This is a genomic window from Ruthenibacterium lactatiformans, from assembly GCF_000949455.1.
In the GTDB taxonomy this organism is placed as follows: Bacteria; Bacillota; Clostridia; order Oscillospirales; family Ruminococcaceae; genus Ruthenibacterium; species Ruthenibacterium lactatiformans.
This window is the reverse complement of record NZ_JXXK01000002.1, coordinates 221894-247499: the sequence shown is the minus strand read 5'-3', so window position 1 is coordinate 247499 and position 25606 is coordinate 221894. Positions and strand designations below refer to the sequence as shown.

Sequence of the window (25606 nt, the reverse complement as noted above, 5' to 3'; positions counted from 1 at the left end):
AGCGCGAGGTTTCGCCTTTTGACGATGAAGAAGCAACCCAAAAAACAAAATGGTCAATTCTAGTTGGCAATATGCAGCAGTTAACAGTCGGCCAGGAGTATGACGTTGAAGCGGAATTGGTATTCAATAAGAAATATAAATCTTATCAGTATAAACCGTACGTGGTGATTTCAAAGCGGCCATCTACGAGGGAAGAACAGGAAAAGTTTTTACATGCATTACTGACTAATAGTCAGGCAAATGCTCTTATCTCTGCTTATCCCAATATTGTAAATGAAATTATAGAGGGAACGGATAATGTGGATTTGCAGAACGTCAAGGGAATAGGATACGCAACATATGAGCGTATCAAGGATATGGTGCTCAGCAATTATGTGATTTCCGATATTCTTTCTCTTCTTCAGCCACTTGGGGTCAGTTATAAGATGATTCAAAAGCTATTGTCCGGAGAGCCTAATCCATCGCTTCTCAAAGCGCAATTGCTGGATAATCCGTATATCATGACACGCATCAGAGGGCTTGGCTTTAAGCGTGTCGATGGTCTTGCGCTCAAATTGAATCCACAAATCATTGATTCGCCTAAGCGTGCGATAGCGTTCGTTAAATGGTTCCTGAATGAATCAGCTGAAACAGATGGTAATACTTGGGTCACAGTTGATGTGCTCGAACAAGCTGCAAAAGATAATATCCCGGAATGCAAGGATGCATATTGCAGGTTAATATCTCAAGAACGGCAGAGTGAAATGCTCCTTCATTTTGATGGTGCCAAAGTTGGGTTGAAGCGGTATTTTGAGTTGGAGACAGGCATTTATGACATTTTGAAGGAAATCGATTCATACAGCGATGATTGGAATCTTGATGCAGAAGACGCTGTTGGCGAAGCAGAACATGACCTTGGCTTCACTTTTACTGAGGAACAACGTGCGGCGGTCAGGAGCGCCTTGAATCGTAATTTTTCGTGTATTTGCGGATTTGCAGGCACAGGTAAGTCCACATTGCTTAATGCGATTGTAAAAGCGTACAAATATAAAACAGTGTCGTGTTGTGCTTTATCGGCTAAAGCCGCGCAAAGAATCGTAGAAGCCACTGGGCATGAAGCGTCTACGATCCATCGGTTGCTTGGGTGGAACGGAAAGTCATTTATCCATGACAACAACAATCCGCTTGCGGCTGATGTTGTTATTCTCGATGAGGCGTCAATGGTAAATGTCGAGTTGTTCTATGATCTTATCAGAGCTGTGAAGCCGGGCGGAAGGCTTATTGTGTGTGGAGACAATCGGCAGCTCCCTCCGATTGGTGCTGGCAATGTGTTCAGTGATGTGCTTGATAAAACGAATGTATTCAATATTCTTATGCTTACAAAGGTCATGCGCCAAGCGCTAGACTCTGGAATTTTGATGGATGCTAACAAAATTCGTATGGGGATAAATCCAATTAAAGAGCCGGAGCTGAAAATTGTAAGCGGCAAACGTGAGGATATGGTTTACATGTTTCGTGACAGCAATGAGGCCATTCAAAACATAGCAATCAAAACGTTTCTCTCTACGGCAGAAAGAGAAGGAGCGGATAATGTGGTGATCGTAGTGCCCAGAAAAAAAGATTGTCCGAACTCAACGACTGTGATGAACAAAATCATTCAGGACGAGTTGCTGCCGGCATCTGAGCACAAAGAGCATATCGATTATGGCACAAAAACATTTCGCATTGGTTCAAAGGTCATTCAGCGTGAAAACAACTATGATAAGAACGTTTTCAATGGTGAGACAGGATATGTCACGAGCATTTTTGAAGATGGTGAGGGTGATGAAAGAACTCAATGTTTTACGGTTGAGTATTCATCCGGTGGAGATAAGAAGCTTATTACATACAAAAGAAGCGAAATGGGCCAAGTGGAACTCGCATATGTTCTTACAGTTCATCTTGCTCAGGGCAGCGGATATAAAACTGTAATTGTGGCAATTGATACCACACATTACATTTTGTTGGATAGCTGTTTGTTGTATACCGCGCTTACGCGCTCAAAAGAACGCTGTTTATTGCTTGCGCAGCCGAAAGCGTTTCTAAGGTGCATTCATAATAATAATTCTATTTCGCGCCAGACATGGCTTAAATTGATGTAATTGGAGGACTAAAGATTTGCGTACAATGGCAAGTATTAAGGAAATTGCAGCACTGCATGCAATTAAAGGAAAAGACCGTATTGAACTTGCAGTCATTGATGGATGGAGTGTTATCGTAAAGAAAAACGAATTTCGGGTTGGCGACAAATGTGTTTATTGTGAAATTGATTCGGTACTGCCTGAGAAGCCCGAGTTTGAATTTTTGAGAAATAAGAACTTCAGAATCAAGACGATGAAAATGGGCGGCGTTATCAGCCAAGGCATTTGTTTCCCGTTGAGTATTCTGCCGGAAAGCGAGTACAAAGTTGGTGACGATGTTACAGATATCGTGGGTGTTAAACAATATGAATCTACTATGGACAAAGAGCAGAAGTCACTTAGTGAAACGCAGCTTGATTCAAAAAAGTATCCCAAATGGCTCATGAGGTCCAAATGGTTCAGGAAGCTTGTGCGTCGCTACGACAAGCGCGGATCGAAAGCTTTTCCGGCATTCGTACACAAAACAGACGAAACACGCATTCAGAACATTCCTTTTATTCTAAAAGAAAAGCAGCCATTTGTTGCTACGGAAAAAATTGATGGACAAAGCGGAACATTCTGCCTTGAACGGCACAAATCTAAGATACCATTCGTTAAAGATAAGTTTGAGTATATGGTTTGCTCTCGAAATCTGCGTTTGTTCAACAAAGACAACTCTTCATACTGGTCCGTGTCAGACCGATACGACATTGAAAAAGTGCTTAGAAAGCTTATCGGGAATTTTGATTGGATTGCCATTCAGGGAGAATGCATTGCCCCCAATGTACAAGGCAACAAGTACAAAGTTAAGATTCCGGATTTATATGTGTTTAATATCATCACTCCAGAAGGGCGTATGAGTTCTTTGAACGCCAAAAATATTTGCGAAGCAAATGGTTTGAAGTTTGTTCCAATTATTGACACCAGCTACATTCTTCCGGATACAGTAGACAAAGTGCTTGAATATGCGCATGGAAAGAGCACGCTCGGCTCGACATTGCGCGAAGGGATTGTTTTTCGTTCGCAAGATGGGAAAGTAAGCTTCAAGGCTGTAGATCCGCTGTTTCTAATTAAATATGATGAATGAGGTTTGTTATGGAAAAAATCAAATTTAAAATTTATATGACGAGTTTTGCGTTGGTGTTATTTTGCATTTTTGAACCGCTCATTTTATTTGTATCAGGATACTTCGCCGGTTGGATTTTAAAGGTGACTATTGGTTCATGGGTAGTAAATTGTATGAACATAGCTTTTGCAACCAACCGCTTTACCGTTGAAATGTTTCCAATGTTTTTTGCTGCTATGACATTGATCGGGGGATTCTTTAAGTCGAGTCGCCCGATTCTTCAGAAAAATGATAAATAGTATGAAAGTTTGTATATAAAGAAGATAGGAGCTAATTACAGTTTGAAAATTGATGTATTGATCTACAGCATAGACACAGATGAAGAGTGTATTCCAAGAGATATGCCGATGGAGCGCACTATCAAGATTAAGGAATTTCGTCCCTGTTGCCGGGAAGTTGTTAGAGCAAAAAATGTTGACATCAAATTTGCTGAGCCTGAAGATGAAACGCCCACTTTGGTGCTCATTAACAGGCATGTGGATTATTCGTGGGGCGATACGTTTGATTGGGAGGAATATCAAGAGATCAAATTCTGCCCGTTTTGTGGCAAACCAATTGAAATCAATGTGTTAAAAGAAATTCCGATTGCACAGGTGTATGACGCATTGAAAGAACGCCGAGATTTGATTCTTGAGCTAGTTCGAAAGACTGACAGTAAAAGTGCGTGCAGTCAAATGGAAAATGAAATTAAGGAAATCGATAGAAAGATGGACTGGTATCTGGAGGATAGCAGTATTCACGATTTTGTAATATATGAACTATGATGGGAGAAATATATGAATATAAATTTAAATGATGATTTGACAGATGAAGAAATCGATCAATTGGTTAAAACGCGAAACGAACTTACGCTGAAGATTGATTCGTATTTCGAAAAAAAGAAAATCGCCAAAATAAGCAACAACAGAAAATACATTGGAAAATGTTACAAGGATACGAGAGCAATTGACCACATTACTTATATGAAGGTTATTGGAGTTGTGATGAATAATGAATATAGAGTAAATGTGATTGCTTTTGAAACACCGTTCAAATTTTTTGCGGATGCTCCAGATTCTACGCTTTGCGGAGACGAGCTGATTTGGACAGAGGACTTTGGATTGTTTTGCTTTGATGTTGCTCATGGTGAAGGCCGTGTGATTGACAATCTTGAAGAAATCAGCTCTGAGGAATGGCTTAAAGCGCTTGATGATTGTGTTGCGAAAATCCGGTGTTACTGATGAATTTCAATAGTATGCTGGCAATACTATTAGCACTCATTGCTGGCGTGATGGCATATCAGATTTTGGATTATGAGAAAGAGCGAATTTATACTACTACTGGTAAACATGTTGATTTTAAGGGCGTTTTCAAATACATAGTTGATGATATTTTGCTCACACTTGGTTGTGATGGATACTATGAGTATGACTCCGATGAGGAAGGATTTGGCAATGAAGACAATGAAAATTAAAACACCCAAAAATCAAGAGATTGTTCAAACCACTTATATGAATGGTTTTGAAAATAATCCCACGCATGTTATTACCTACAATAAAGTCACTGGAATGTATATTTTTTATCGAGTAAACAGTGATGCCTCGCTTGACAAGCTGGATTCTGGTAGAACACCAGTTTTTGATTACAAATAATTGGGGAGGGGAAATAAGGCCGTTTGAATTTAAGTAGAGAACTGTATAGAAAAGAACGAGCCAGAGCAGAAGTCAATCGGATGGTTCAAAGATATGATTCTGAATGTGGCGAAGTTCATACATACAAAGTGGATCCGAAAAGTTTGAAAGACTATTATCCTGGGAGTGAACTGCCTGAAAGCAAAATCGAAGTTGGAAATAATACGTCCGAAAAAGAATAAACAGAAAAGAGGAAACGGTAATTGGAAGTCGAGCTTGTTGCACACACACCAGACCCAGCATGGGTTATTGAACAGGCGGCCAGTGTTTGTTATGACAGTACACCGACTAGAGAATGCAAGCTTGTAATGCAGTGTTACCGAAGCGGGCACCACAGCGTGCTTGAACATGCGAGTTTTACTTTTAAAATTAGCGGTATATCGCGTGCGTGTAGTCATCAGCTTGTGCGCCATCGTATGGCGAGCTATTCTCAGCGCAGTCAACGGTATTGCGACGAGGATGGATTTGAATATGTAACTCCTCCTTCAATCGAACTGTCATCGTATCATGACTCAATTGAAAATGCACTGGATGAATATGTGCATTTAAAAAACAGCATGGGCAGGCCTGCGGAGGATGCGCGTTATATTTTACCCAATGCCTGTGTCACTACGATCTATGTGACAATGAATCTGAGAAGCTTGATTAACTTCATGCGCGAACGTCTTTGCAATCGTGCGCAGTGGGAAATCAGAGAGGTAGCAAAAGAAATGCGCAAGCTTATTGTGGATGTCATGCCGCAGGCGGATGAAATGCTTCGTCCAAAGTGCGAAACGCATGTGGATTATCCGTTCTGTCCAGAACATAAGAGCTGCGGCAGACATCTTACACTGAAGGGAGTGTACAGGGCTGAGTAATACAGTAGAGCACCCGTCTCATTACAATATTGGAAAGTACGAAGTCATAGATGTAATAAATGATTGGAGGCTGAACTTTCAGCTTGGTAATGCGATAAAATACATAGCCCGCGCCGGCCGCAAAGATCCGTCTAAAACCGTAGAGGATCTTGAAAAGGCTAGGTTTTATATAGATTATGAGATCAATAGACTGAAAGGTGGTGGTGAAAAATGAAGATCGTGTTTTACTCAACGCGTTGTCCCCAATGTCGGATACTTGAAAATATGATGACTCGAGCGAAAATTGAATACGAAGAGTGTAATGACATAGATGTAATGAACAGCAAGGGGATTATGTCTGTACCGTGTCTTGAAGTTGATGGCAATATAATGGACTTTAAGAGCGCATTTCAATGGGTAAAGGGAATAGAGGCATGAACTACAAAAAGGAATTAAGAAGATATCAACCATATCTTGACTATATCAAAGAATACAGTTGTTCTTTGAATGCTGCTTCAGGTAGTAAAGTGGATGCTAATGCAAATGTTGAAAATAAAAATGTTACGACACTTACTGGTGAGTTGTATAAAAAAGACGGTATTGGCATTAATCGATTGCGGATGTATCAGAAGCTGGCAGAAATGTTTGGTGAAAAATATGCGGAACGGTACATTGATCAACTGGAAAATCACGAGATTTATAAGCATGATGAAACAAATCCGTTACTTCCGTATTGCGTAAGCATTACAATGTATCCATTCCTGTTCGACGGGCTGCGTAATCTGGGAGGCGGAAGTGGCGCGCCGCACAATCTTGATTCATTTGCTGGATCATTCATCAATTTGTGTTTTGCGATTGCATCGCAATTTGCAGGCGCGGTTTCTACGCCAGAGTTCTTGTCCTATATGGATTATTTTGTGCGCAAAGAATATGGCGACGATTATTATCTGCACGCAGACACGGTAGTGGATCTTTCTTCGCGCAGAAGGACAATTGACAAGGTGATTTGCGACAAGTTTGAACAGATCGTTTATTCGTTGAATCAGCCTGCGGCAGCGAGGAGTTTTCAGAGTATATTTTGGAATATTGCATATTTTGATAAGCCATATTTTAATGGCCTCTTTGAAAATTTTGTATTTCCGGATGGAAGTACAATGAAGTGGGACTCTGTTTCATGGTTGCAAAAACGATTCATGAAATGGTTCAATAAAGAAAGGTGCAAACAGATACTCACATTCCCCGTTGAGACGCTAAATCTATTAGACAACGGAGAAAACTATGTCGACACAGAATGGGCTGACTTTGCAGCCGAGATGCTTTCGGAAGGCCACAGCTTCTTCAATTATCATAGCAGTAGCGTTGATTCGCTGGCATCATGCTGTCGGCTAAGAAATGAACTGCAGGACAATACATTTTCATTTACTCTTGGCGCTGGCGGTGTATCAACTGGTTCTAAATGTGTCATTACAATCAATATGAACCGTCTTATTCAAAATGCAGTAAGAAACGACAAGGATATCAAGGTGGCTCTTTCTGGACAGGTTGATGATGTCCACAAGTATTTGCTGGCATACGATGCGTTGTTGCAGGACTCGTTTAATGCGAAATTACTGCCGGTATATGACGCTGGCTATATATCTCTGGAAAAGCAGTTCTTGACAATCGGAATTAATGGACTTGTAGAGGGCGCTGAATACCTTGGTTACAGTATCAGCCCCGACGACAATGAGTACTGTAATTTTGTAAACGAATTGTTGTCGGTGATTTATCAGAAGAATAAAGCCGCGCGTACATCCGATGTTATGTTCAACACGGAATATGTGCCGGCTGAAAACCTTGGGGTGAAAAACTCTAAATGGGACAAAGAGGATGGGTATTTCTCTCCCAGAGAATGTTACAATAGTTATTTCTATTTAGTGGATGATGTTGACACAACTCCGATTGACAAGTTCATTCTGCATGGTAAAACGATGACAGGAAACTTGGATGGAGGCGCGGCGCTTCATCTTAATTTAGATGAACACCTTTCTAAGGAGCAGTACAAACACCTGATGAAGGTGGCAATTAAAACCGGTTGTTCTTATTGGACAGTAAACGTGCCAAATACAATTTGCAATGACTGTGGCCACATCAGCAAACATCATCTTGACCACTGTGAAAAATGTGGAAGCAAAAATATAGATTACGCGACGCGCGTAATTGGATATTTGAAACGTGTTTCAAATTTCTCTGAAGCGCGTCAGAAAGAAGCAAAAAAGCGATATTATGCAAAAGCTTAAATATGCTGGATACGACATTGTGTTTCAAGAGGTGCCAGGCGAAATTAGTTTGGCAATTAACATAACAAATTGTCCGTATCATTGCAGCGAATGCCATTCTTCATATCTTGCAAATGATTTTGGAGATTTTGTAGATGACGATATCGATAAACTCCTTGACAAGCATAGCAGCCTCATCACCTGTGTGTGCTTCATGGGAGGGGACCAGGCAATGGATGATTTGAAATTTCTTTTGGAAAAAGTCAAGGCACAGGGCCTGAAGACATGTGTCTATTCTGGTGCAGAAGATGTCAGCATCTTTAAAACGATCTTGCATTTGCTAGATTATCTTAAAATAGGGCCATATATAAAAACACTTGGTGGCCTTGATTCAAGTACGACGAACCAAAAATTTTTTAGAGTTGCAAATGGTGAGATATGTGACCTCATGAACGATAGGTTCGTGAAAAAAACTCACCCGAATTAATAACCTATTCCTTGAGAGGAATGTGTGGGTGTTATACTCTGCAGTCTCACTTTGGCAAAAAAAATTCCGGCAGTAGAAAATAGACTGCCGTGCCGTCGATGACCTCAACGCTTTGGCTTATGCCGCCTGGGTCTACCTTTGGCTGTAAAGGTAAACCCAAACAACTTATCTTCAAAACTGATTTCATCACGATCAGCTTTGAGTACCTGGCTAACCGCCAGATGCCGTGCTAAAAGCACGACAAACAAAACGATTAAACCAAATATTCCAAAGTTGCAGGTTGCGAATATGATATTCACACATTTCCTCCTTTGTTCTATTTCGCTGTTTCGTCGCAGACGCCGCTTCTGTTTTTTCAAAGCGGGTTTGTGAATGAAATCAATCACTGGCGATTAGGCACAAAGGCTCCTTGATAACAGAATGCCATCAATAAAGAAATAAAAACAACAAACGAAAAGAGGAACAAAATGAAATACGCATTTTACTGTAAGAAGTTGCGCCCGGATGCAAAAATCCCGACGAAGGGGTCAGACGGGGCAAATGCTTATGACCTTTATGCTGTTACAGACGCAATGATCAAACCCGGAGAAACGGTAAAAGTTGGAACTGGCATTGCGATCAAGCCGCCGCCTTACCATGCTGGTTTTATTTTCGCTCGAAGCGGCCTAGCTGCGAAGCAAGGGCTTCGTCCAGCTAACTGTGTGGGGATATGTGACAATGATTATACTGGTGAATATTTGGTGCCTGTATACAACGACAGTGGGGAAACACGTTACATTATAAAAGGTGATAGGATCGCACAGCTTGCCTTTATCAAAACACTTGATGGAGAATTTGTTGAAGTTGACGAATTGGGGAAAACAGAGCGTGGTGCCGATGGGTTCGGAAGCACTGGAAAATGAGCGTTCTACTAGCCGAGTGAGTTTGTGTTAATATTTTGATCTGTGAACAGTTCTTATGTGGCTATTTGATGGATTCAACAATATGGTTTTTTATATAAGGACTGTTCGCAGTTTATTATAGATTCAAGTTTAAAAGAAAGCAACTTATAAAAAAATGCCCCGTGTAAATAACACGGGGCGAATAAAAAAGGAAAGGTTATAGGAGAGATCAAAACATCAGAAGATAATTTGTATAAAACCGAGCTATCATTGCTTGACTTTTTACTAAATGAAAAATTGATATCAGAATCTGAGTATAGATTTTGTCGTGAAGAGTTAAAGCCAAAAAATTGTCCCGTAATACACAAACAATAAAATAATAATTCTATATATAGATACATAATTTTTGGAGGTGGTATTACGAAAAAAGCAGTTTATTATGCGAGAGTTTCAACCGAGGAAGAGAAACAAATAAATGCATTAAAAAAACAGAGAGAAGAACTTGAAGCATTCATTAATTCGCATGAAGATTGGGTTTTAGTCGATCACTATTATGACGAGGGAAAGTCTGGTACTACACGCAATGGACGAGAGGGATACAATAGGCTATTTGAAGATATGCTCGAAAACAAATTCGATATCATCGTCATTAAGGATCAAAGCCGCTTGATGCGTAATGTATTGGATTGGTATTTGTTTGTTGACCGTCTAAATAGAACTAAAAAGAAGTTATATCTTTATTTGGACCATGCATTTTATACACCTGATGATGCGCTCATAACCGGAATCAAGGCAATGATGGCAGAAGAATATTCTAAGGATTTAAGTAGGAAGATATTATCAGCAGCCAAACGAAGTCAAAAGGGCGGCACTGTTTATGGCAATAACCGATTATGGGGATATGATCAAAAAGACGGAAAATTGTTTATCAATGAAAAAGAAGCCGAAATAGTGCGATTTGTGTTTTCATCCTATGTCTCTGGTAATGGATTTCGCAAAATTGTGACTCAATTAGATGACATGGGAATCAAATCAAGTACAGGAACAATCTTTTCAATCTCTGTTTTGAAACGTATGATTCGCAATGAGAAATATAAAGGCGTATTGGTTGGCGGAAAAACTCATAAGGATTTTTATACCAAGAAAACTACATTTACAGATGAAGACGAATGGGTGGAGATCCCTGGCGGTGTACCAGCGATCGTATCGGAAGAAATATGGGAACAAGCCAACCATATTCTAAACGAAAGGCGAAAGAAGAAAATAGAATCAGATAAAGGCGCGGCAAAAGAGGTATACATTGGACATTTTTCCGGTCCATATTGCCTTAGTGGTAAGATGAGATGCGGAGTATGCGGAGAGATAATGTGGCATACATCGTATACTACACAGAAGTCAAAGATTAAACATGAAATTTGGATTTGTCGTAAATACAAGATGTACGGAAAGAGTACAAAACGTGGCTGTAATGCAAGAACAGTGTTTGAGGAAGATATCATTCCAATTATTAAGACATGTATTTTTGAAGCTTTAAACAATGAAAAAGATGCGATTGAAGCTGTGATTGCAAACATCAAACTTGTCACACAAAGAAATGCTCCAACTCTTTTCAGTGAAAATATTGAGCAACGGGTTCGGTCCCTTAGGCAAAAAACGGAAAAAATTCTTGATTTGTATGTCGATGGCGTTCTGAATAAATATGAGTATAAAACAAAGAAAGAAGAGATCGATTCACAGATTGCAGACTTAGAACGTAAACAGGTAGGAGCTTTTGGCGTCGAGGAAATAACGCGAAAACAAGATGAAAGAATAGTAAATTTGCGAAAAGTTTTAGCGTCAAAATTTGAATCTCCAGAAAAATTGCCAGATTCGTTTATCCGCAACTTCGTTTATGATGTTACTGTATATGATGACAAAATTAAAATAACACTGTATGACGGCAGTGAATATATGCGTGAATTAATTGAAAGAAAACACAGAAATAAAGGGGGAGAAAACACTGAAAATTTTACGAATGTCAGTGCGTGACCGATAGCGTCCAGCAGCGGACCGGAAACGCGCTGCAGATAGCGCTCAATGGCATAGGGCGTGCAGCTGCACGCGCGGGTGGGGTGCCCAAAATAGCCGCATGGGCAGGGATTCATCCATACCCACAATTCGTATAAACTTGCTCAAAATTTCCAATCAACTTCGAATCCCCCCTCGGTTATCACTATCTTATTCACCAGAGCATCCAGCAGGCGGCGCTGGGCTGCAACGTCATCCGCATCTAAACACCACTTCAATTCATGGATGTACGTGAGAGCCTCTTGACGCCTGTTTTTAGGGCTTTGTTGATTCAGCGATAAAAGTTCTTGCGTGAGCTTGTTCTTGCGCTCCTGCGCGTCGTGGATGCGCGTGGCGATGTCCTGCACGGATACTCCCATTTGGTACAGTTCAACCAAACGACTGATTTGCTTTTCGATACTGGAAAGTTCCCTCTGTAATGCCTTTTCCTTTCCGGCGTTATTATTTTCCTTTTTACCGTCGCGGGCAATTCGATTGAAATATTTTTCGTCCGTGCAAAGCCGGCGAATCTCCTCCATGACTGCTGCATTCAATTTTTCCACGCGCCAGTTGGGATTTTTGCAGAAGTCGGCTTTACGCATATCACTGCTTCCGTTTCTGGTGTAACACTGGTAATACCTATACTGCGGACCGTTCTTTCTTTTAGTGGTCACACAAAAATAACGCGCGCCGCAATTCCCGCACCAAATCAAACCAGAGAGCAGGTGTTTGCCGTGGTATGGGTTCTTCCAATGCTCTCCGGTATTTCGACTGATTTCTTCAATTCGCGCCTGTGCTCGCTCGAAGGTTTCACGGTCGATAATAGGTTGATGCTGTCCATCAAATTCTTGTGTGCCGTATTTTATTTTACCGATGTATAGGCGGTTGCGGAGAATCGTGGAGATGGATCCGGAATCGTTGTATGTGCTGTACTTGTTGGTGAATCGACTTTGCATTTCTCTGGATACAGCATGGAACGACAACTGTTCATCAATGAAGAGACGGAAGATTTCGCGTACTTGCAAAGCCTCATATTCGTTTATCACGAGCTGTCCATCCATGAAGTCATATCCAACAGGAGTATTACTGCCGCCGCGCCACAGACCGCGCTTGGCGCGGCCGAGACGCCCCATGCTCATACGGTCCTTAATGTTTTCCCGCTCCAGCTGCGCGAAAACAGAGAGAATCCCAATCATGGCCATGCCGAATGGAGTGGACGTGTCAAACATTTCTGAAAGGGAAACGAAGGCAACATCGTGAGCCTTGAAAACGTCCTCTATCAAATACATGGTGTCACGTTGTGAGCGTGACAACCTATCCAATTTGAAAACCACAACGCGGCGAATGAAACCATTTTTGGCGTCTGAAATCAGCTCCTGAATGGCGGGCCGTTTCAAATTGCTTCCACTGTGCCCAGGATCTACATATTCTTTGGCAATGGTCCACCCTTGCGCGTCGCAGTATTTGTGCAGGCGGTCGATCTGTTCCGGAATACTGTAACGGTCCTCGCCGGCTTGCATCTCGCTGGACACTCGAACGTAAATCGCGGTAGGCAATAAATCCTGCAAAAAAGCACCTCCAAGGTATGACTTGCCAAGCCTACCCCGGAGGTGGTATAATCCGATTGTCGGGCGGATTGCCACCTCTGTGGTAAGCTGTTCTATTTAAACGCTTCGGTGGTAGCGCACCGGGGCGTTTTTTATTTTTCGTCCCCGGACGTAGATAGCGGTTTTAGTTCACTTTCAATCCACTCTGGTGCGACCACTCCAATTACTTTCCCTTTACACACCACATTGGGACCGAGGGGAACGGGTGGGATATGAGGCTGCAGCGATTCAAGATGATCTTTCCGACGGATTTTTACGAAAGGTTTTCCGTCAATCAGGAACATCCCCTGTTCGCCCTCAAAAACATCGGGCTGCGACTGTATCATGATTATGTCGTCAACGCTGTAAAACGGCTCAAGGGATTTATCGACAGGAATCAGGAAATCTGCCCGTGCTGTTACAGAGTTCATTTCCAAGTTCATTGTTCGAGTGAATGAATCTTCCCACTTTTTCTGTTCTGACATAATGCGTCCTCCTCGTCAGCAAAAGTATTTTGGTTGGCCGAAGTAATCGACCCACTTTTCAATAATTTCACAACTGCGAGCCTCGAGAATGCTCAGAACAACTCGAAGGGTTTTTGTTGGGATTTTCGAATTGTTATTCGCCAGAAGGCATTTTCCTGTTTTGGTGATCCAAACCTTTGTGGCGTTACTGGACGGGATTCCCTCGGAGACATGAACGTGAACAGGTTCGAGCGGGACACCCTCATTTGTCCAGAAATAAATGAGATACGGCCCAATTCTAAATATTTGCGGCATTATCAAACCCACCTTCCCGCGCGAGGCCGATAATGATGTGTGCAGTGGATTCTAAGAACTCCTGAAAGTATTGAATTTCCTTATCGGAGTATCCGACAATATTTTTCCATTCGTAGCTGGGAAGATAGCATTCTGCAGAATCGAACCCGCCATTCACGGGCCGCTCAAAATAAACTTTGACGTTTTCCGAGCCATCGACGAGACGGCTTTCCGAATGCACGATTTCCGTGCCATCATTCAGCGTCATAAATGGATACATCATGAGATAGTCCCTCCATTTCGTGTCGTGTCCTCAAGTTACAAGTTTGTACTGTTGAGGATAAGACGTTTTTGCAATATCTTTGAATCTTCTGCCGCACCTGCTCAGCAAGTATCCTCTGATACAGTGAATAATCCACATCGCTGACGGGTTCCAGCACTTGTAATATTTCGCCGTTTTTTCGGCTGACAATCAGGCGCATAGTAAGTTTCCTCTTCATGCGTGCAATGTAGTAATTTTTCCTTTACCGCCCCGGTTCGTGCCGGGGCTTTTTTAGTTTACTCCATGAAATACAGTTCGCAATTGTCACAATAACCGTGGCGATGCCCGTTCACGGCTGCCATCCTTACATGGGCAGTTCCACCGCATGACGGGCAAACGAACGTATAATCCTTTTCAGGGCGTTTGCACACTTTTAAGGCTGCAGCTATGAATTCTCCGGCCCGCTTGAGTTCTTCCTTGTTGATTACATTCTCCATTGCTTAATACCTCGTGTTCGATTACACCCAGTGCAACCAGCCAACAGCCTTTCCTTCGATGGTGACTTGATTCATTTCAGCCCCCACGTAAGTGAGCGGAGGATAGGCACGATTTTCAGGCTGCAGAACGATACGATCAACATACTTGTAAACTCGCTTTAGAGTGGCCTCGTTGTCAATTCTCACGGCGGCGATTTGTCCGTTTTCGACATCTGGCTGTTTACGGATATAGACCACATCGCCGTCATCTATTCCAGCATCGACCATGCTGTCACCTTCGCAAAGCAGCGCGAAATCGACGTGGTGGCCAACAGGTACGTCCAAATAGTCCTCAATGTTTTCCTCCGCAGTGATAGGTTGTCCGCAGGCGATGCGGCCCACCAGCGGCACTTTGCAGGTCTCAGGAAGAGGCATAAAACCCGGGGGAACCTCTGTGGGCTTGCTGGTCACCTCCCACCCCATGAGGTAGGCGGGGGTGGTGTCGAGGGCCTCGGCAAATGCGACAACTTTGGATTGTGAAATATCATTGAGGCCCATTTCTATTTTGTTGATGGATGAACGAGACTTATACCCCATTTTTTGAGCCAAATCATCTTGCGACATTCCTAGTTCTTCGCGCCGGTTGCGTATTCGTTGGTAAATATCCATATTGTCAGCCCCTTTACAATTCTTATATTACCATGGTGTATCCTTAAATTCAACTTTTATTTAACGATTCATAAAAAAATGTTGACATCTATTCTACGAGGTGGTAATATGTGAATGTAGAAAATAAATCTACGAATGGAGGTGAAATGCTTGACTGACACAATGACGCTGCGCAGAAGGATTGAAGAAGCTGGTCTAAAATATAAATATATTGCAAATCAGCTTGGACTAACGCCTTATGGATTGCAGCTTAAAATCAACAACGTGTTCGAATTCAAGGTGAGCGAAGTGAATTTGCTTACCAAAATTCTAAATTTGAGTGCAGGAGAAAAAGAAGAAATTTTTTTTGCCTCAAATGTAGAAAAATAATCTACAACCCGAAAGGAGACACCATGAACGAACTTAAAATCTTTGCCTACAGCGGAGAGGAACTCCGCACAATCCAGCGGGAGGACGGCCTGTGGTGGGTGCTGCGGGATGTCTGCCGGGTACTCGGTATTACCAACCACAAAATGGTTGCTCAACGGCTCGACGAGGATGAGGTAAGTCTGGCTGACCTCATCGACGCGCTGGGACGTACCCAGAAAACCACCATCATCAACGAGCCGGGCCTGTACGCGGTCATCCTGCGGTCGGACAAGCCGGAGGCCAAAGCATTCAAACGGTGGGTGACACACGATGTATTGCCCACGATTCGCAGAACGGGAACCTACGGCGTATTGCAGAAACAGCTTGACCGTCTAAGCGCTGCACAGCAGATGCTGGCAGACTGGCGCAGGATGACGGCTGAGTGGGAGGAAATGACCTCCGCAGCCTGTCAGCGGTACGATTCGGCGCGTAAGCATTATGATAATTGCCGCGCCGCCCGGGATGCCTGCCGCAAGTACGCTCGGGACGCGCAGGCGCACGTGGATGCGCTGGTAGAAGATATCACCGCACGGCAATGAAAAAGCCGCCCGGAGGCGGCGGAAAATATAAGCTTTTTGAAAGGAGCAAGCATCATGGCAAAAAGAGTAAAAAGCACCGTTGACTATGACCATCCGGTGGTAGTTCACCGCCTTATGGACGGAACTGTGCTGGATAGCATCGAGGGGTATGTAATCCCCGCCGGACATCCAGCCTATGAGATTCTGCTGGAAATGTGCTTGGCACGGATGGACAGAGAGGCAGCGGAACGGGAAAAGGAACAGGGTGGTGACACGCATGCAGTATAAAGTTGTTACCGTAGCCGCGGCGATTCTTTCCATTGCCGTTTTGGACGGTATTGTGAGCGGACAGACGGCCCCATGGACAGGATTGTTCACCATCGCGGCACTGCTCGGTATGGCAGCATGGAGTTGCAGCAAACAGACAAAAAAAGAGGCGCCCGCCCGTGCTGCGAACACGGACAAGCGCCAAGCGGTCAAAGTTCCCACCAAGACCGCCTCCATTGTAACACATCAAGGAGGTATACATCAATGAGAGTTATTACATTACGCCCGGGCGAGGCCCCGAAATTTAACGATATCCCGGCGCTCTTGGACACCACCGAAGCAGTGCAGCACTTTTGCGGCGGCGATATCTGCGAAAACCGAATCGGATCCAGCGGAATTTTCGCCATCACCAGCGGCGAGATATCGCCCGAAGACATGCCGATATCGTGCATGATCCCGGAAACGGACATGCTCCTGCGCGGGCCGGTCGTGTTCTGCAGGCGCTGCGGCCATGAACTTGCAGCAGTGTATGAGGACGATTTAAAGGCCGTGAAGAAGTCCATCGTCCTGCCCGGGGGTGACTGGTTTTGAACCGATACCTCTGCAAGTGCGGCCGGGCGGTAAATAAAAGCACAAATGCCGACAACACAGGGAACCGGGAGACGGAGGGCTGCGAGGGCTGCCCGTATCTGATGCCCTGGGGGGCGACCGAATGGGACCATACACGGCATGCAATGGTTATGGACGTAAAAGGGTATGAATGCCGCATGTCGCCAACTTTGGAATACCGTACAGAATTACACGGCCATCTTGACGATAAAACGACCATCCGAATCATAAGCCTGGATTTTGATTTTCTGGAGCGTGTGAGCGATTGGGTAAAAGAGCATTATCCCAATGGCGAGCTTTCCGGCGGCTTCTCCCGGGACCGCATCCGGCCGGCGGAATATGTAGACGAAGGACGGTATCGGTATACGCTTGCCTGCTCGCAAAACAAAAAGGGAATTGCTGCGAAGCGTGCCCTATGGGCTGAATTTTTCGATGAAACCTTTCACCGAAAAGACATGGACGCTGATGCCGAAAAGCAAAAAATCCTGCGCGATATTGAGCAGGGAAAGGCAGCGGCACACAAAGACGCTGCCGAGATGGATAAGGAGACAAACGCTATGCTGATATACAGAGACCCAGCCACGGGCTGGCTGTACCGGGTAAGCCCGCAACCGGAACACGGCTCATATGTGATGCAGTACCGTGACCCGGCGAACAGCGCCACCTGGAAATGGTGTGCGAATTGGAATATCGGAAACATCTATCGCGAAAGCCTGGAGGAAGTTTTGGAGGCCCGTGCGAAACGCGACGGCTGGGAGCTGGTGTCCGGTCCGGCGAGCAGCGAACCTCCGGAGGTTGTAGATGAGGGAGAAGAGTATTCACCTTGTGACACTTGTCGCTGCCCGGATTGTATTGAAAGCTCATGTCCGCAGGCTGGATGTGATAAGACGGACGGAGGCTTCGGGTGCTTTGCACCATACGAAGAGTGTCCGGCGCCGGCAGAAGAGACGTGTCCGGACGAAAGACTGGAGAAGGAAGTGGGAAAATGCAAAAATCAATCTGTCCCGAATGGGGATGCTGCTGCGACCACGGCCGGGAGTGCTGCGCCGGAGCCAGCGGAAACATCGACCACCCCGACGGATGCAAACACCTTGCCGGCCCCCGGCTGCCCTGCGGATGCTGGCAGTGCGACACAAAGCCTGTCCGCTGCTGGGCCTGCCTCTTTGGAAGCGGAGCCGGAGGCCACGCCCTTTGACTACTCCGGACTGGACGCACAGACGGTGGCCACGCTGCACAGCGCAGAAAATATCATACGCAGCGCCCGAAAGGAATACGTCATCAAGGTGGCCGACGCGGTGGGCATGGCTCATGATGAGCTTGTCGCAAATTGCGACAAGCGCGGTAATCAGTATTCTGAAAATACTTTCCGTGCATGGTGTGCCAGCGTAGGGATTGGAAAGGATGCCGCCTACCGGCTACTGCAGGTCAGCAATCTTCTTGAAAGCAGTACTCCAAACGAGCAGAAAATTTTGAAGCAGGCCAGCCCTTCGCTGCTCTACGCCGCCGCCCGTCCATCCGCAGAGCCAGAGGCCGTTGAAGCGCTCAAAGGCGGCGATATCACCACACACAAGCAGTACAGGGAACTGGAGGCCCGGCTGAAAGCCGAACGCGAGGCGCGGGAGAAGGCCACCGCGGAAGCGGAACGCCTGCGCTACGCCAATGATGCGCTGCGCGACGAAGCTGCCACAGCCCGGGCACAGGCAAAGCATGCGCAGGAAAAAGCGGATGCACTGGAAACAAGGCCGGTGATAAGCGAGCTGTTCGATGCCAAGGAGCGCATCAAGGAATTGGAGGCCCGTCCTGTGGAGGTAGCGGTCCAGGAGCCAGACCCCGCCGAAGTGGAACGTCGAGCCGGTGAAAAAGCCCGGGAAATGACGTCTATGCTGCAAGCGCAAGTGCGTGGCATGCAGGAAGATCTGGACGACGCACGGAAAATCATTGACAGTGCAGAGAGCGCCACATATATGGCGGCGGCGGAATTTGCAGTAAACGCTGCGCAGGTACTGAACGGCATTCGGGCCTCGTTTTGGGCAGTTGCGAAAGAACTTTCCGATGATGATTTTTCAAGCGCCGCAGCGCCGCTTCTTGAAGCTGCAAGGAAGATTTTGGATTGCGAATGGGATGATGACGAGGAGGAACAAGAATGAGCACTATTATCAAAACAAATTATGTCGCTGTGCAGTTCGCTGACCGAAGCCAGCCCGGCATATACAGCGGTCGTGAATATACGTATATTGCGGACAAAAGGCTTGCTGTGGGCGATATCGTCTATGCAGACACACGCCTGGGCGGTACTTTGGCTAAAGTCGTGGCGGTGAACGTGCAGGAACACACGATTGATCCGAAAATCCGCCCGCTGCTGAAACACATCACCGACGGCCCGCTGCCGCCGGATAAGGTTCCTCAGCCACGTCCTCAAGCGGTCACGCAAATGACGCTTGGTTGAAAAGGGGTGAATGATGTTGAAAGTTGTGAAACTGCTGAAGCTGTACGTCGAAAATTTTCGCGGCATAAAGAATTTTGTACTTACTCCCGACGGGCGCAGCGCCACAGTACAGGGGGGCAATGGGACGGGAAAAAGCACGTTGATGGCTGCTTTTCTCTGGCTCTTGACCGGTAAGGACGCACAGGGCCGTGAAAATTACAATGTGTTTCCGCTGGGAACAGACGGGAACCGCTTGTCCGGCTGCAGTCCTACGGTGACAGCTACTCTCTCAATGCCGGACGGGCACACGCTCGTTCTGCAGCGTTCCATATGCGAACGCTGGACGAAACGTCGCGGAAGCGCCGAGACGGAATATAACGGCGACGAAACGCGCTATTTCATCGACGAAGTTCCCGTGAGTGCAGGGGAATATAGCTCCGCCATTTTTGGTGTGTTCCCGGAAAAGTTGCTTCCGCTGCTGCTCAATGCAGTCTGGTTCTCGGAGCAGACAAAGGACTATAAAGAGCGGCGGCGCCTTCTGCTGGAGCAGTTCGGCAGCCTGCAGCCGGCGGACGTATTTACTGCCAATCCAGAGCTTTCCGATTTGGAAAGCATGCTGGGGACGCATTCAGTGGATGAATTTTCCCGGATCTGCACAGAACGCCGTAAGCGGTATAAGGATTCCCTGTCGGCATTACCCGCGCGCATCGACGAAAACCGAAAGCAGCTGCACCCCGTATCCGACGCCGGGGCCGTCAAAAACGAGCGCAGCAAGCTCAATGTTGAAATCGCCAAACTGCAGTACGAGATCGAGCACACGACGGCGGACGCTGTACAGCGGCATAACCAGCAGGAACTTGAAAAAGTACAGCAGTATTTGGAGATGATCCCCAATAAGCGCCGCGTGCTGGAGGCGTCCGGTAATGCGGGATGGCTGGAAGAGCACAACCGCCGTGTTGATGACGCTACCCGTGAAAAACAAAATGCAATGTGCCGGGTGGAAACGCTTGCTGCGGAACTTCGTTCCCTGAATCGGGAACGGGACTTCCTAGCTGCTGAACGTGACCGTCTGCGGGTTGAATGGGTGGAAGTGAACGGGACCGTGCCTGACATTGCGCAGACATGCCCGACCTGCGGACAGGCATTGCCTGCGGAACTGGTGCAGGAGGCGCAGGAGAATTTTAATGTTTCCAAATCTGAACGGTTGTCGGATATTGCGGCCAAGGGTGCCAAAGCCGCTCAGGACGTCGAGAAAATGGAGAAAAAAGCGGCACGCTTGCGCGAGGACCTGGATACATGTGAGCGTGCCGCCAAGGCGGCAGCCGCAGCCTATGATATGGTGATCGCGGAAAAGCCTCCTGTAACACAGATGGGACTTTTCGCGGAACTGGATGCGGAGGAAACGAATCTGAAAGCCAAGGCTGAAGAATTGCGGCAAGCAATCCAAGCCAGCGCCCAAGCGGCCGAACAGGTTGTTCAGGAAAAGCGCCAGAAACTGGCAGACATGCAGGCCCAATCCGATACAATGACCTCACGGCTGGCTGAAATCGACCGCAACGCGGCGCTCGAAACCCGTATCCAGGAGCTTGAAGCAGAACAGCGTGACACTCTTCATCAATTGGAGGAAGCGGAGCGCGGGCTGTCTATGTGCGAGGAATATACCCGCACGCTGGTGACACTTCTGACCGAGCGCGTCAACAAGCATTTTCCCACGGTGCGCTTCAAACTGTTTGAGCAGCAGAAAAACGGCGGTCTGCGAGAGGTCTGCGAGGCAATGGTGGACGGTGTTCCATACGGTGCTCTGAATACCGCGTCCAAAATGCAGGCGAACGTGGAGATCGTGCAGGCATTCAGCCGGGCGGCGGACATTTCGCTCCCGCTGTTCCTGGATAACCGGGAGAGCGTTACCGATTTAACACTGCCGGATGAAATGCAGGTCATCAATTTGAATGTGATCCCCGGCGAAAAACTGGGGCTGAAAGGGGATTAAAGTATCATGGCGGAAAATAACGGAATCGCAAAAATGCCGGATTATCGCACTATCGTACAGAAAACAGGGGCCGCATACATCCCATTGGTGGAAAAACAGATTTCCAATGGTGGTTCGGTGGACCTTTATCAACATCTATGCATGGAAAACGCGCTGACAATGATGCACGAAACAGCCGTTGGAGCGGGCCTTGAGGGAATCTCCGCGCTTCAAAAAAGTGAAATCATGCAAATTTTGCAGCAGGTGGCTACGCTCCGCTTGAACGCATTTTCGAGACCGCGGGAATGTTATTTCCAGACGCGCAAGAAAAAGCAGCCGGATGGGAACTGGACAACCTCCATCGAAATGGGCATTGAGGGAGATGGCAACGACGTCATTCTGAGAAACTTTGGCCATGGCGTCGAAGAGGTATATCCATATTGGGATGTTCATGTAGATGATGAATTTACTTATCCCGTACACCACGGAATCGACGTAGAGCCGCCCACCTGGAAACGCTGCGGCACTGGAAAATATGCCCGCGTCGTCTATCCTGTACGCTTCACGGACGGCACCGTGCGCTATTTCATCAGTGAGCGCGCTGAAGTCCGTGCGAACTTGGTCGCCCATATCAACAACAACATGATGAACGAAACCTTCGGCATTGCAGAAAGCCGTTACAAGGCCACGCTACAGCAGAAACAGCAAATTGATGCGCGTAAGTCCGAGCTGAAAGCTCTGATGGATGGAAGGGACATCGACGAGATCCTCGACATTCCTGAACTGAAGCCATACATTTCCCCCGCTTGGATGGAGGGGAGCCGTGAGCGGATGATTTTGCGTAAAATGCGCAACAATGCGGTCAAGCCTATCCCGAAGGATTTTGCAAATGAACTTTCCTTGTCCGCCTACTACAAAAGCATGGCGGTATCGGAATCCGACAACACCATCGACGCCGAATATCGTGAAATTCCTGATATGGATGCTCTCCCATCCGGCCCGCAAGAAGTAGAAATGCCGCCTGCGGCACCGCCCCGCTCCGAGCCTGCACCTGCACCAGTGGAGCCAACCAGCAAAGTAGAGCAGGCGGCCCCGGCGGCTCCGCCCGTTACCACCGCTCCGTTTTAACGGTGAGGCTGTATGGAAATAAAGACACTGGCCAGCGGTAGCACAGGCAATGCATATCTGGTGGGCGATGGAACCACCACACTCCTGTTGGAATGCGGTATCTCAATGCGTGAGCTGATGCGACGGAGCCGCTTCACACTCTCCCGGGTAGACGCCTGTCTCATCACACACGAGCATGGCGACCATGCACGGGCGGTTCACGACGTGATGGCACGCGGCATCCCGGTTTACTGCAGCGAGGGGACGGCCGGATTCTTAGGAATACATGAAAGCGCTGGGTATCATCGGGTACAGCACGGACAGCGGGTTGACATTGGGACATTTGCCGTGCTCCCAATGTCGACATACCACGATGTCGCAGAGCCGTTGGGGTGGTTATTGGAATCCATTCGCACCGGTGAGCGCCTAGTATTTTTGACAGATACGAGCCGCGCCGAAGATACTTTTCCGCCGCTTGACCACATTCTGATTGAATGCAACCACATGGGAACCGAAAGCATGGCGGATACCAACGCATATCAGGCACAGCGTATAATCGACAACCACCTGAGTTTACAGGAGTGTATCGCTTTTCTAACACACCAGGACTTGAGCCGCGTGCAGGACATCCGATTGCTCCATATAAGCCGCAGGCACGGCGACCCCGACGCTATGCGCCGGGCCGTCGCCGCGGCCACCGGAAAAAGAATCATCATTGCAGAGGAGGAAATATAATATGGCATACATTGAGCACGATCAGTTGGACGCCCAACTGAAAAAATTAGAGAATGTCTGCGCCGAAAATGGGTTTACGTATAAATTTCTTCGGGACAAGTATCCGGTAAGAATCATCATTAGCCCAGATACCAGCATGGATGGGCAAATCAGCATGCTGGATAATCCCGTGGGATACAATTCACGCGATTGCTCGATTTCGTTTGTTTTTAACGATGGCGACCTTACAGAGGATTTCGGGAAAGGCGGCGGTCTTGTTATAAAAGACAGTCTCCTTATGAGTTTTCGGAGGATTTGCAAAAAAATAAGCGCACTCTGGATGAAGGTAGTGTTTATCAATTTGTCGGAAACAAAAAAGTTAGCGAATAAAATGCAAGGCGGCGGCACGAATGACAGCATCGCGCAGGACCCCGAATTTGAGGTCATAGGAGACGGGGAAATTCTTGCCGATGAGAATGTCGAAGCCGATGGAAACAGCGCTCCTACGGCCGCACAGGCGGATGCAGCGGACGATTCCGCCAGCGGCAACGATAACGAGTAAAGCGAGGACGAACAATGCCGGACGACGCCGAAAAATCAAAATACATCCCGATGTTTTATTCGTATATTGAACAGCTTGGGCTGTTGTCTCTGGAACAGGTCGGCGCTCTGGTTATGGCGCTGTTGGTGTATGGCCGCGATGGTACTCAGCCCGATTTCCCAAAGGATGGGAACGTATATATGGCATTCTCTTTTATCGCAGACAATTCGATGCGCGCTGAAATCCGCCGGCAGGAAATTGTTGAAAAGCGCCGGGAGGCCGGACGCATCAGGGCTGCATCCGCAGAAAAAGACGAAAACGGACGCTTTGTCCAGCAAAAAGCCAGCAAAAAACCAGCACTTTCCAGCAAATCCAGCACCGACCAGCAAGTCCAGCTATACAAATACAAATACAATAACAAAGACAATAACAATAACAATCGTCGTATACGCGCGCACGCATACGCGAACGACGACGGGTTCGACGATGGTTGGTCAGAGAGAGAACAGGAGATCGTCGCCTTTTGCCGCGAGGTGGTGAAGGACATAAAGCCCGAGCAGGAACGAAAGGTCCTTGCTGCCGCCGATGGTATGGAGCTGGGAATGGTCCTGGACGCTATATCCATCGCCTACGAAAAAGGATGCAGTTCTCCCGATTACATCGTGAGCAGCATTGAGTCGCAGCGTCACCAGCCTGATCGCCGCCCCGGAAAGATATAATACAGCGCCCGCCCGGCCAACCACCGGGCGGGTATCGTCAAGGAGGACAGTATGGAAAGAGTGATTTTTGAGGTCCCGGGAAAACCACAGGGCAAAGGGCGCCCCCGGGCCAGTGTTGTGGGCGGACATGCCCGCATGTACACCCCCGCCGGCACGGCTTCGTATGAAAACAAAATCATGCTCTGTTACCAGCAGAGACATGCCGGTGTTCGATTCGCACCGCCGATTGTCTTGGAGGTAGATGCATATTTTGCAATCCCCAAATCCTATCCGAAGAAAAAGGCTGCACTGTGCAACCAAAATATCCTCCGTCCCACATGTAAACCGGACATGGACAATATCGCGAAAACTGTGGCCGACGCATTGAACGGTGTAGCCTACCGCGACGACAGTGCTATCGTAGAGCTGCGCGTGGCCAAGTGGTACGGAAACCTGGAGCGTCTGGTGGTGCATGTATCAGGTGATCTCGAACCGGAGGAGGAAGTAGTGGAGGGATTACATCATGGTTAAATCCAGAGAAGATAGCGTAATCGAAATTTGGGGTACGAAGTATATAAACCGCGATGTAAATCGTCTTCAGGAGGACATTTGCGCAACGATTATCCAATGTGAGCCCGGGAATACTTCGGGCGATTATATCGTCGAAGTCGTGCGGAAGGAGCATCCTGACCATGAGTAAGAAAAAACATTGCCACTCAGAAAGCACGCGACTTGGGAGAAGGCAGGATGTAGCAAAAAGCTGCTTCAATTGCGAACACTTCTTGTACTGTGGCGAGGGAGACCATGTTTGTGATCTTGAGACTTCAGCAGGCGCTATCGTGCAACCACTCATTGACGAATGGGAACCTACAGAACACTTTTTTTATTGCGGTGGAAGGAAATGGAGGCAGAGCATGACAGATAAAGAGCTTGTGGAGCGGTTGCGCGAAAATGCAGAAGGAGGGCGTACAGCATGAGTGAATTTGAACGGCAGATTTATGCAGACCTGAAATCCACAGACCGTGTCTCGCTCTGGGTGGCTAAGTGCATGGAGCTTGCAGAATTTTCATGCATCTTAACGGATGAAGATATTGATGGAATTGCTATGGTATACAAAACGATGCGAAAGAAGGATGACCCATGCAAATCTTGATAAA

General features: G+C 46.7%; 36 protein-coding genes and 1 pseudogene. 28 read left to right on the top strand and 9 right to left on the bottom strand.

Features of this window, described 5'->3' with window-relative positions; translation table 11 throughout:
• Positions 1–71 precede the first annotated feature (71 nt).
• The 11 genes from TQ39_RS03185 (at position 72) to TQ39_RS03140 (ending at position 8515) form a co-directional block, all read left to right on the top strand.
• Complete coding sequence (locus TQ39_RS03185; RefSeq protein ID WP_050004533.1) at positions 72–2120, top strand: ATP-dependent DNA helicase; 2049 nt, start codon at positions 72–74, stop codon at positions 2118–2120.
• Between the two features lie 25 nt (positions 2121–2145).
• Positions 2146–3225 carry an RNA ligase family protein gene (locus tag TQ39_RS03180; protein WP_050004532.1) on the top strand — a complete coding sequence of 360 codons (1080 nt, stop codon included), beginning with the start codon at positions 2146–2148 and terminating at the stop codon, positions 3223–3225.
• Positions 3226–3233: 8 nt separating this feature from the next.
• Positions 3234–3503: a hypothetical protein gene (locus tag TQ39_RS03175; RefSeq protein ID WP_050004531.1), complete on the top strand. Its 270-nt coding sequence runs from the start codon at positions 3234–3236 to the stop codon at positions 3501–3503.
• Positions 3504–3545: 42 nt separating this feature from the next.
• On the top strand, positions 3546–4028 hold the full coding sequence (locus tag TQ39_RS03170; protein WP_050004530.1) for a hypothetical protein: 483 nt from the start codon (positions 3546–3548) through the stop codon (positions 4026–4028).
• 12 nt (positions 4029–4040) lie between these two features.
• Positions 4041–4484: a hypothetical protein gene (locus tag TQ39_RS03165; protein ID WP_050004529.1), complete on the top strand. Its 444-nt coding sequence runs from the start codon at positions 4041–4043 to the stop codon at positions 4482–4484.
• Positions 4484–4717: a hypothetical protein gene (locus tag TQ39_RS03160; RefSeq protein ID WP_156146168.1), complete on the top strand. Its 234-nt coding sequence runs from the start codon at positions 4484–4486 to the stop codon at positions 4715–4717. Before TQ39_RS03165 ends, TQ39_RS03160 begins: the two co-directional genes overlap by 1 nt.
• Entirely contained in the window at positions 4698–4895 is a 198-nt protein-coding gene (locus tag TQ39_RS20665) for a hypothetical protein (RefSeq protein ID WP_156146166.1), read from the top strand. Before TQ39_RS03160 ends, TQ39_RS20665 begins: the two co-directional genes overlap by 20 nt.
• A 242-nt stretch (positions 4896–5137) precedes the next feature.
• On the top strand, positions 5138–5791 hold the full coding sequence (gene thyX, locus TQ39_RS03155; protein ID WP_050004527.1) for an FAD-dependent thymidylate synthase: 654 nt from the start codon (positions 5138–5140) through the stop codon (positions 5789–5791).
• Positions 5784–6005 (top strand): DUF3310 domain-containing protein, encoded by a 222-nt coding sequence (locus TQ39_RS20070; protein WP_082052105.1) that lies wholly within the window; start codon positions 5784–5786, stop codon positions 6003–6005. Before thyX ends, TQ39_RS20070 begins: the two co-directional genes overlap by 8 nt.
• 199 nt (positions 6006–6204) lie before the next feature.
• Complete coding sequence (gene nrdD, locus TQ39_RS03145; RefSeq protein ID WP_050004526.1) at positions 6205–8049, top strand: anaerobic ribonucleoside-triphosphate reductase; 1845 nt, start codon at positions 6205–6207, stop codon at positions 8047–8049.
• Positions 8036–8515, top strand: coding sequence for a radical SAM family protein (locus TQ39_RS03140; RefSeq protein WP_040909914.1), 480 nt, complete (start codon positions 8036–8038; stop codon positions 8513–8515). Before nrdD ends, TQ39_RS03140 begins: the two co-directional genes overlap by 14 nt.
• 104 nt (positions 8516–8619) lie before the next feature.
• Here TQ39_RS03140 and TQ39_RS03135 read toward each other — a convergent pair whose 3' ends face one another.
• A complete protein-coding gene (locus TQ39_RS03135; protein ID WP_050004525.1) occupies positions 8620–8814 on the bottom strand; it encodes a hypothetical protein in 195 nt (64 codons plus the stop codon).
• Between the two features lie 168 nt (positions 8815–8982).
• Between TQ39_RS03135 and dut the strand changes: the two genes are divergently transcribed.
• Together dut and TQ39_RS21555 are read left to right on the top strand one after the other, a co-directional pair.
• Positions 8983–9417, top strand: a complete 435-nt coding sequence (gene dut, locus TQ39_RS03130; RefSeq protein ID WP_050004524.1) for a dUTP diphosphatase — start codon at positions 8983–8985, stop codon at positions 9415–9417.
• 366 nt (positions 9418–9783) lie between these two features.
• Positions 9784–11424 carry a recombinase family protein gene (locus TQ39_RS21555; protein ID WP_420865172.1) on the top strand — a complete coding sequence of 547 codons (1641 nt, stop codon included), beginning with the start codon at positions 9784–9786 and terminating at the stop codon, positions 11422–11424.
• Positions 11425–11426: 2 nt separating this feature from the next.
• Here TQ39_RS21555 and TQ39_RS21950 read toward each other — a convergent pair.
• The 8 genes and pseudogenes from TQ39_RS21950 to lexA all read right to left on the bottom strand — a co-directional run.
• Positions 11427–11540: pseudogene (locus TQ39_RS21950) on the bottom strand (ATP-binding protein); the annotation flags it as partial.
• A 27-nt stretch (positions 11541–11567) separates the two neighbouring features.
• Complete coding sequence (locus tag TQ39_RS03120; RefSeq protein WP_050004523.1) at positions 11568–13010, bottom strand: recombinase family protein; 1443 nt, start codon at positions 13008–13010, stop codon at positions 11568–11570.
• A 131-nt stretch (positions 13011–13141) separates the two neighbouring features.
• Complete coding sequence (locus TQ39_RS03115; protein ID WP_050004522.1) at positions 13142–13513, bottom strand: S24/S26 family peptidase; 372 nt, start codon at positions 13511–13513, stop codon at positions 13142–13144.
• Between the two features lie 15 nt (positions 13514–13528).
• On the bottom strand, positions 13529–13807 hold the full coding sequence (locus TQ39_RS20060; protein ID WP_082052101.1) for a DUF4160 domain-containing protein: 279 nt from the start codon (positions 13805–13807) through the stop codon (positions 13529–13531).
• On the bottom strand, positions 13791–14069 hold the full coding sequence (locus tag TQ39_RS03110; protein WP_050004521.1) for a hypothetical protein: 279 nt from the start codon (positions 14067–14069) through the stop codon (positions 13791–13793). Before TQ39_RS03110 ends, TQ39_RS20060 begins: the two co-directional genes overlap by 17 nt.
• On the bottom strand, positions 14041–14268 hold the full coding sequence (locus TQ39_RS20660) for a hypothetical protein (protein ID WP_156146164.1): 228 nt from the start codon (positions 14266–14268) through the stop codon (positions 14041–14043). Before TQ39_RS20660 ends, TQ39_RS03110 begins: the two co-directional genes overlap by 29 nt.
• A gap of 76 nt (positions 14269–14344) precedes the next feature.
• Positions 14345–14545, bottom strand: coding sequence for a hypothetical protein (locus tag TQ39_RS20655; RefSeq protein WP_156146162.1), 201 nt, complete (start codon positions 14543–14545; stop codon positions 14345–14347).
• A gap of 21 nt (positions 14546–14566) precedes the next feature.
• Positions 14567–15193: a transcriptional repressor LexA gene (gene lexA, locus TQ39_RS03105; protein ID WP_050004520.1), complete on the bottom strand. Its 627-nt coding sequence runs from the start codon at positions 15191–15193 to the stop codon at positions 14567–14569.
• A gap of 150 nt (positions 15194–15343) precedes the next feature.
• Between lexA and TQ39_RS03100 the strand changes: the two genes are divergently transcribed.
• The 15 genes from TQ39_RS03100 to TQ39_RS03030 all read left to right on the top strand — a co-directional run bounded on the left by TQ39_RS03100 (position 15344) and on the right by TQ39_RS03030 (position 25602).
• The gene (locus tag TQ39_RS03100; protein WP_069955679.1) at positions 15344–15562 is read left to right on the top strand and encodes a hypothetical protein; all 219 of its coding nucleotides are present in this window, start codon (positions 15344–15346) and stop codon (positions 15560–15562) included.
• 23 nt (positions 15563–15585) lie between these two features.
• Complete coding sequence (locus tag TQ39_RS03095) at positions 15586–16140, top strand: BRO-N domain-containing protein (RefSeq protein WP_050004518.1); 555 nt, start codon at positions 15586–15588, stop codon at positions 16138–16140.
• Positions 16141–16194: 54 nt separating this feature from the next.
• Positions 16195–16407 (top strand): BOW99_gp33 family protein, encoded by a 213-nt coding sequence (locus tag TQ39_RS03090; RefSeq protein WP_050004517.1) that lies wholly within the window; start codon positions 16195–16197, stop codon positions 16405–16407.
• The gene (locus tag TQ39_RS03085; RefSeq protein ID WP_050004516.1) at positions 16397–16654 is read left to right on the top strand and encodes a hypothetical protein; all 258 of its coding nucleotides are present in this window, start codon (positions 16397–16399) and stop codon (positions 16652–16654) included. Before TQ39_RS03090 ends, TQ39_RS03085 begins: the two co-directional genes overlap by 11 nt.
• Positions 16651–16977 (top strand): hypothetical protein, encoded by a 327-nt coding sequence (locus tag TQ39_RS03080; RefSeq protein ID WP_050004515.1) that lies wholly within the window; start codon positions 16651–16653, stop codon positions 16975–16977. The genes TQ39_RS03085 and TQ39_RS03080 overlap by 4 nt, the downstream gene beginning before the upstream one ends.
• Positions 16974–19142, top strand: coding sequence for a flotillin family protein (locus TQ39_RS03075; RefSeq protein ID WP_050004514.1), 2169 nt, complete (start codon positions 16974–16976; stop codon positions 19140–19142). The genes TQ39_RS03080 and TQ39_RS03075 overlap by 4 nt, the downstream gene beginning before the upstream one ends.
• A complete protein-coding gene (locus TQ39_RS03070) occupies positions 19139–19441 on the top strand; it encodes a hypothetical protein (RefSeq protein WP_050004513.1) in 303 nt (100 codons plus the stop codon). Before TQ39_RS03075 ends, TQ39_RS03070 begins: the two co-directional genes overlap by 4 nt.
• 10 nt (positions 19442–19451) lie before the next feature.
• The gene (locus tag TQ39_RS03065) at positions 19452–21410 is read left to right on the top strand and encodes an ATP-binding protein (protein WP_082052100.1); all 1959 of its coding nucleotides are present in this window, start codon (positions 19452–19454) and stop codon (positions 21408–21410) included.
• An 84-nt stretch (positions 21411–21494) separates the two neighbouring features.
• Positions 21495–22517: a hypothetical protein gene (locus TQ39_RS03060; protein WP_207641396.1), complete on the top strand. Its 1023-nt coding sequence runs from the start codon at positions 21495–21497 to the stop codon at positions 22515–22517.
• Between the two features lie 12 nt (positions 22518–22529).
• Complete coding sequence (locus TQ39_RS03055) at positions 22530–23231, top strand: MBL fold metallo-hydrolase (RefSeq protein WP_050004510.1); 702 nt, start codon at positions 22530–22532, stop codon at positions 23229–23231.
• A gap of 1 nt (position 23232) precedes the next feature.
• Positions 23233–23772, top strand: coding sequence for a hypothetical protein (locus TQ39_RS03050; protein ID WP_050004509.1), 540 nt, complete (start codon positions 23233–23235; stop codon positions 23770–23772).
• A gap of 14 nt (positions 23773–23786) precedes the next feature.
• Positions 23787–24470, top strand: a complete 684-nt coding sequence (locus TQ39_RS03045; protein ID WP_050004508.1) for a DUF6291 domain-containing protein — start codon at positions 23787–23789, stop codon at positions 24468–24470.
• A 51-nt stretch (positions 24471–24521) separates the two neighbouring features.
• On the top strand, positions 24522–24980 hold the full coding sequence (locus TQ39_RS03040; RefSeq protein ID WP_050004507.1) for a RusA family crossover junction endodeoxyribonuclease: 459 nt from the start codon (positions 24522–24524) through the stop codon (positions 24978–24980).
• 161 nt (positions 24981–25141) lie between these two features.
• A complete protein-coding gene (locus tag TQ39_RS03035) occupies positions 25142–25426 on the top strand; it encodes a hypothetical protein (RefSeq protein WP_009323061.1) in 285 nt (94 codons plus the stop codon).
• A complete protein-coding gene (locus TQ39_RS03030) occupies positions 25423–25602 on the top strand; it encodes a hypothetical protein (RefSeq protein ID WP_009323062.1) in 180 nt (59 codons plus the stop codon). The genes TQ39_RS03035 and TQ39_RS03030 overlap by 4 nt, the downstream gene beginning before the upstream one ends.
• Positions 25603–25606: the final 4 nt, after the last annotated feature.

What these genes read in the sequence shown, in the direction of transcription:
- TQ39_RS03165 (WP_050004529.1), top strand. Translation starts at nt 4,041, where the DNA reads ATGAATATAAATTTAAATGATGATTTGACAGATGAAGAAATCGATCAA.
- dut (WP_050004524.1), top strand. Translation starts at nt 8,983, where the DNA reads ATGAAATACGCATTTTACTGTAAGAAGTTGCGCCCGGATGCAAAAATC.
- TQ39_RS20665 (WP_156146166.1), top strand. Translation starts at nt 4,698, where the DNA reads ATGAAGACAATGAAAATTAAAACACCCAAAAATCAAGAGATTGTTCAA.
- nrdD (WP_050004526.1), top strand. Translation starts at nt 6,205, where the DNA reads ATGAACTACAAAAAGGAATTAAGAAGATATCAACCATATCTTGACTAT.
- TQ39_RS03115 (WP_050004522.1), bottom strand. Translation starts at nt 13,513, where the DNA reads ATGTCAGAACAGAAAAAGTGGGAAGATTCATTCACTCGAACAATGAAC.
- TQ39_RS03065 (WP_082052100.1), top strand. Translation starts at nt 19,452, where the DNA reads ATGATGTTGAAAGTTGTGAAACTGCTGAAGCTGTACGTCGAAAATTTT.
- TQ39_RS03040 (WP_050004507.1), top strand. Translation starts at nt 24,522, where the DNA reads ATGGAAAGAGTGATTTTTGAGGTCCCGGGAAAACCACAGGGCAAAGGG.
- TQ39_RS03045 (WP_050004508.1), top strand. Translation starts at nt 23,787, where the DNA reads ATGCCGGACGACGCCGAAAAATCAAAATACATCCCGATGTTTTATTCG.
- lexA (WP_050004520.1), bottom strand. Translation starts at nt 15,193, where the DNA reads ATGGATATTTACCAACGAATACGCAACCGGCGCGAAGAACTAGGAATG.
- TQ39_RS03050 (WP_050004509.1), top strand. Translation starts at nt 23,233, where the DNA reads ATGGCATACATTGAGCACGATCAGTTGGACGCCCAACTGAAAAAATTA.
- TQ39_RS03095 (WP_050004518.1), top strand. Translation starts at nt 15,586, where the DNA reads ATGAACGAACTTAAAATCTTTGCCTACAGCGGAGAGGAACTCCGCACA.
- TQ39_RS03160 (WP_156146168.1), top strand. Translation starts at nt 4,484, where the DNA reads ATGAATTTCAATAGTATGCTGGCAATACTATTAGCACTCATTGCTGGC.
- TQ39_RS03185 (WP_050004533.1), top strand. Translation starts at nt 72, where the DNA reads ATGCAGCAGTTAACAGTCGGCCAGGAGTATGACGTTGAAGCGGAATTG.
- TQ39_RS03035 (WP_009323061.1), top strand. Translation starts at nt 25,142, where the DNA reads ATGAGTAAGAAAAAACATTGCCACTCAGAAAGCACGCGACTTGGGAGA.
- TQ39_RS03070 (WP_050004513.1), top strand. Translation starts at nt 19,139, where the DNA reads ATGAGCACTATTATCAAAACAAATTATGTCGCTGTGCAGTTCGCTGAC.
- TQ39_RS20655 (WP_156146162.1), bottom strand. Translation starts at nt 14,545, where the DNA reads ATGGAGAATGTAATCAACAAGGAAGAACTCAAGCGGGCCGGAGAATTC.
- TQ39_RS03180 (WP_050004532.1), top strand. Translation starts at nt 2,146, where the DNA reads ATGGCAAGTATTAAGGAAATTGCAGCACTGCATGCAATTAAAGGAAAA.
- TQ39_RS03085 (WP_050004516.1), top strand. Translation starts at nt 16,397, where the DNA reads ATGCAGTATAAAGTTGTTACCGTAGCCGCGGCGATTCTTTCCATTGCC.
- TQ39_RS03090 (WP_050004517.1), top strand. Translation starts at nt 16,195, where the DNA reads ATGGCAAAAAGAGTAAAAAGCACCGTTGACTATGACCATCCGGTGGTA.
- TQ39_RS03110 (WP_050004521.1), bottom strand. Translation starts at nt 14,069, where the DNA reads ATGATGTATCCATTTATGACGCTGAATGATGGCACGGAAATCGTGCAT.
- TQ39_RS20060 (WP_082052101.1), bottom strand. Translation starts at nt 13,807, where the DNA reads ATGCCGCAAATATTTAGAATTGGGCCGTATCTCATTTATTTCTGGACA.
- TQ39_RS03140 (WP_040909914.1), top strand. Translation starts at nt 8,036, where the DNA reads ATGCAAAAGCTTAAATATGCTGGATACGACATTGTGTTTCAAGAGGTG.
- TQ39_RS03080 (WP_050004515.1), top strand. Translation starts at nt 16,651, where the DNA reads ATGAGAGTTATTACATTACGCCCGGGCGAGGCCCCGAAATTTAACGAT.
- TQ39_RS03175 (WP_050004531.1), top strand. Translation starts at nt 3,234, where the DNA reads ATGGAAAAAATCAAATTTAAAATTTATATGACGAGTTTTGCGTTGGTG.
- TQ39_RS20660 (WP_156146164.1), bottom strand. Translation starts at nt 14,268, where the DNA reads ATGCGCCTGATTGTCAGCCGAAAAAACGGCGAAATATTACAAGTGCTG.
- TQ39_RS03055 (WP_050004510.1), top strand. Translation starts at nt 22,530, where the DNA reads ATGGAAATAAAGACACTGGCCAGCGGTAGCACAGGCAATGCATATCTG.
- TQ39_RS03030 (WP_009323062.1), top strand. Translation starts at nt 25,423, where the DNA reads ATGAGTGAATTTGAACGGCAGATTTATGCAGACCTGAAATCCACAGAC.